General features: G+C 71.0%; 5 protein-coding genes. All 5 read right to left on the bottom strand.

Annotated features, from left to right (window positions below; all coding sequences use genetic code 11):
- Positions 1-429: 429 nt before the first annotated feature.
- The gene (locus IH13_RS42880; protein WP_014044553.1) at positions 430-588 is read right to left on the bottom strand and encodes a hypothetical protein; all 159 of its coding nucleotides are present in this window, start codon (positions 586-588) and stop codon (positions 430-432) included.
- Positions 589-654: 66 nt separating this feature from the next.
- Entirely contained in the window at positions 655-1,605 is a 951-nt protein-coding gene (locus tag IH13_RS0128015) for a cytochrome c oxidase assembly protein (protein ID WP_031088759.1), read from the bottom strand.
- A gap of 111 nt (positions 1,606-1,716) precedes the next feature.
- A complete protein-coding gene (locus IH13_RS0128010) occupies positions 1,717-2,742 on the bottom strand; it encodes a 6-phosphofructokinase (protein ID WP_031088758.1) in 1,026 nt (341 codons plus the stop codon).
- A gap of 213 nt (positions 2,743-2,955) precedes the next feature.
- Positions 2,956-3,684 carry a type 1 glutamine amidotransferase gene (locus IH13_RS0128005; RefSeq protein ID WP_031088757.1) on the bottom strand — a complete coding sequence of 243 codons (729 nt, stop codon included), beginning with the start codon at positions 3,682-3,684 and terminating at the stop codon, positions 2,956-2,958.
- A 34-nt stretch (positions 3,685-3,718) separates the two neighbouring features.
- On the bottom strand, positions 3,719-4,156 hold a 438-nt coding region (locus IH13_RS0128000; RefSeq protein WP_031088756.1), incomplete at its 5' end, for a DUF1727 domain-containing protein.

Genomic DNA, 4,156 nt, shown 5'->3' with positions numbered 1-4,156 from the left:
CCGAGGCGGCTGCGGAGGAAGGCGTTGGGGCGGACGTGCGCCGGCGGGTGCCGGCCGGGGCGCGGCACGAGGGCCGGGGCGATCGGGGCGGCCTCCGGCTCCTCGTCGACCCCGGAGCCCACAGGTCGCCGAGGAGTCCACGCCGTCCGGGCGGCTGCCCGGCGGCGGGTTCCGCCGCGAAGACGACCGGGACCCCGCTCCGCCCGGCGCGCTCCCGGAACGCGATGTCGCCGGCCGGGCCGACCGCGGGGGAGCGCGGCGCCGGCCGGCATCGAGTGGGAGAGGGTGGCGGGCATGCCCATGCCGATCACTCTCTCCCTGATGACCCATGCGTACGGCGTCGGTGTCGACCCGCCAAGGTTCTTAGCTTAGCCTAACCTAAATTATCGTCCTCACCCTGTCGTCATACCGCAGGGAGGCGGAACCGCCTCAGGTGTCCCGGGTGGCCAGCATCCCCAGGGTGGCCATCCCCAGCACCACCCAGCCGAACCAGAGCCAGCCGTTGCTTCCCAACGCCACCGTGTACGCGGTCACCGCGACCAGCGCCCCTACGGTGAGTACTCCCATGGTCTTCGTGGATCCTGGCATGAGCACACGCTCCTCACAGGCGTCACGGCCGTTGCAGCCATGGTCACCCGGACGGCGCCCCCACCGCTACCGTCCGCGGGCTTGCAATGAGGCGAGATACGCGTTGTACGCGTTCAGCTCCTGGTCGCCGTCACGGTCCGCCGCACGGTCGGAGCGCCGGGCCGTCCGCTGCTCGGAGCGGTACCACTGGAAGACCAGCGCGATCAGCACCAGCACCGACGGGATCTCGCTGAAGGCCCAGGCGATGCCGCCCGCGGCGGACTGGTCGCTCAGCGCGTCGATCCCCAGCGAGGACGGAGGGTTCTTGTACGTCGTCACCATCGGCTGGCTCGCCATCATCAGCGCGATGCCGAAGAAGGCGTGGAAGGGCATGCCCGCGAAGAGCTCCAGCATCCGCATCACGTACCCCGGCCGGTGCGGACCCGGGTCCACCCCCATGATCGGCCAGAAGAAGACCAGCCCGACCGCGAGGAAGTGCACCATCATCGCGACGTGCCCGGTCTTCGACCCCATGAGGAAGTCGAACAGCGGCGTGAAGTAGAGCGCGTACAGGCTCGCGATGAAGAGCGGGATCGTGAAGACCGGGTGCGTGATGATCCGCATGTAATGGCTGTGGAGCAGCTTGAGCAGCAGCTCGCGCGGCCCCGTGCGCCCCCGCCCGGCGACCGGCAGCGCACGCAGCGCCAGCGTCACCGGCGCCCCCAGCAGCAGCAGGATCGGCGACAGCATGCTGATCACCATGTGCTGCACCATGTGCACGCTGAACATGACCATGCCGTAGTCGTTCAGCCCGGTGCACATCACCAGGGCGATGGTCAGCACACCGACGACGAAGAACACGGTCCGGTTCACCGGCCACGCGTCTCCCCGCCTGCGCAGCCGCACCACCGCGTACCCGTACAGGGCGAGCGCCGCGACGCACCCGATGAGGAAGAACGGGTCCGCGGAGAAGGCGAGCCCGCGTCCCAGCGTGAACGGCGGCAGGTTCATGTCCATGCCGTGCCCGCTGTGATCCATCTGTTCACTCCCGCCGGGGACATCCCCGATTCGTACCGGTTGTCCGGACCAGACTAGAACCGCCCCCGGCCGCGGGTGCGGCCGGGGGCGGTTCCCGGGGTGCCGTGTCGGTCAGAGCACGCTCTCGACCTCGGCGTACCGCTCGGCCGGGACGGTCTTCAGCGTCTCCACCGCAGCTGCCAGCGGCACCATCGAGATGTCCGTGCCGTGCAGCGCCGTCATCATGCCGAACTCACCGCGGTGCGCGGCCTCCACCGCGTGCCAGCCGAACCGGGTGGCCAGCACCCGGTCGTACGCGGTCGGCGTGCCGCCACGCTGGACGTGGCCGAGGATCACCGGCCGGGCCTCCTTGCCCAGGCGCTGCTCCAGCTCGCCGGAGAGCTGCGTGGCCACGCCCGCGAAGCGCTCGTGACCGTAGATGTCCTTGCTGCCCTGCGTGAACTCCATCGACCCGGCGCGCGGCTTGGCGCCCTCCGCGACGACGACGATCGCGAACTTCTTGCCGTCCGAGAACCGCTGCCCGACGCGTGCGGTGAGCTCGTCGATGTCGAAGGGGCGTTCCGGGACGACGATGGCGTGCGCCCCGGCGGCCATGCCCGAGTGCAGCGCGATCCAGCCGGTGTGGCGGCCCATGACCTCGACGATCAGCACCCGCTGGTGCGACTCGGCCGTCGTCTTCAGCCGGTCGAGGGCGTCCGTGGCGACACCGACGGCCGTGTCGAAACCGAAGGTCACGTCGGTCGAGGCGATGTCGTTGTCGATGGTCTTGGGCACACCGACGATGGGCAGCCCCGCCTCGGACAGCAGATTGGCCGCCTTCAGCGTGCCCTCGCCGCCGATCGGGATGATCGCGTCCAGGCCCAGGTCGGCGACGTGGCCCCTGGCCCGCTCCACCCCGTCACGCAGATGCGCCGGCTGGACCCGGGAGGAGCCGAGGATCGTGCCGCCCCGGGCGAGGATGCCGCCGACCGCGTCGAGGTCGAGCTTGCGGTAGTCGCACTCGAGGAGGCCTTTCCACCCGTCGTGGAAGCCGATGACCTCGTCGCCGTGGTCGACCACCGCGCGGTGCACGACGGAACGGATGACGGCGTTGAGGCCGGGGCAGTCGCCGCCGGACGTGAGGACACCAATGCGCATTGCCCGGGAAACCTTTGCAACGTGGGCCGACGACCGGACCACGTCGTCCGGTTGGATCCCGCCACCCTACCGGCGCGGGGTGGCCGGACCGAACCCACCGTCCGCCTGCTGGACGCCCGCCGGCCGTGCACGCGGGCCCCGGTCACGGGCCGCCCGGCCAGGGCGGTCCCGAAGGGGGTGGGTGACGGCCGGAGGGCACACCAGGGGCGTCGGTCAGGCGGGCTGGGTCGCCGCGGCGATCCGCTCGGCGCGCAGCGCCTCGTACCAGCGGTCGTCGCACGGCGGCAGCGCGTTCACGTCGAGCGCCAGCTTCAGCAGGTGGTCGGCGACGAGCGGATTGCGCGCCAGCACCGGACCGTGCATGTAGGTGCCGAACACCGTGTCGTTGTACGCGCCCTCGGTACCGTCGCCGGTGCCGTTGCCCCGGCCGATCCGGGTCCGGGCGAACGGCCGGGCCGTCGGACCGAGATGGGTGACGCCCTGGTGGTTCTCGAACCCGGTCAGCGGCGGCAGTCCCAGCGACGGGTCGATGTCACCGAGCACGTCGCCGACGCACCGTTCGCCCTCGCCCCGGGTGGAGACGACGTCGAGGAGCCCGAGCCCGGGCTCGCGCTCGCCGAGGTCGTTGATGAACTCGTGGCCGAGGATCTGGTAACCGGCGCAGACCGAGAAGATGATCGCCCCGTTGGAGGCGGCCCTGCTCAGCCCGCCGTCACGGCGCAGCCGCTCCGCAGCCAGCCGCTGCGGGCGGTCCTCACCGCCCCCGATCAGGTAGATGTCGCCCGAGGTCGGGATCGGCTGGTCGCTGCGCACGTCGACGCGTGACACGTCGAGTCCGCGCTGCCGTGCCCGGCGCTCCACCACGAGGGCGTTGCCCTGGTCGCCGTAGGTGCTGAGGAGGTCGGGGTAGACCCACACCAGCCGCAGGCCGTTGTTGCTCATGCTTCGTCCTCTCCGGGGGTCGCCCGCGCGGGGGTCAGTTGCCGACACGACGGCGCAGATCCTGGAAGGCGGTGTAGTTGGCGATGACCTCGATGCGGCCGGGCGGGGCCATCTGGACGGCCTCGTCCAGCGACTCGCAGACGCGGAAGTCCAGCCCGGCGACCTCCAGGCGGACCGCGAGGTCGAGCTTGCGGTCACCGAGTACGAAGATCGGGTGGCCGTACAGCTGGGTGTAGTCCACGTCCCACAGCCAGGAGGTGTCCGTGCCGTCGGCGCCGCGGGCGTTCACCGAGAGGATCACCGGGGTGGGCGGCGGATCGATCAGGGAGAACGTCTCCAGCCAGCCGGCCGGGTTCTTCGCCAGCAGCAGCCGCAGTTCGCGGCCCATGAAGGTGATCACGTCGTAGCGGCCGGCCACCGCCTGCACCTGGTACATGCGCTCCAGGGCGACCTGCGGCGGTACGCCGAACAC

Origin of the sequence: Streptomyces sp. NRRL WC-3549 (genome assembly GCF_000721935.1) — a bacterium.
GTDB lineage: Bacteria > Actinomycetota > Actinomycetes > Streptomycetales > Streptomycetaceae > Streptomyces.
This window is presented reverse-complemented; position numbering and strand designations above follow the sequence as displayed.

Coding starts and splice junctions, on each gene's coding strand:
- IH13_RS42880 (WP_014044553.1), bottom strand. CDS start 588: ATGCCAGGATCCACGAAGACCATGGGAGTACTCACCGTAGGGGCGCTG.
- IH13_RS0128015 (WP_031088759.1), bottom strand. CDS start 1,605: ATGGATCACAGCGGGCACGGCATGGACATGAACCTGCCGCCGTTCACG.
- IH13_RS0128010 (WP_031088758.1), bottom strand. CDS start 2,742: ATGCGCATTGGTGTCCTCACGTCCGGCGGCGACTGCCCCGGCCTCAAC.
- IH13_RS0128005 (WP_031088757.1), bottom strand. CDS start 3,684: ATGAGCAACAACGGCCTGCGGCTGGTGTGGGTCTACCCCGACCTCCTC.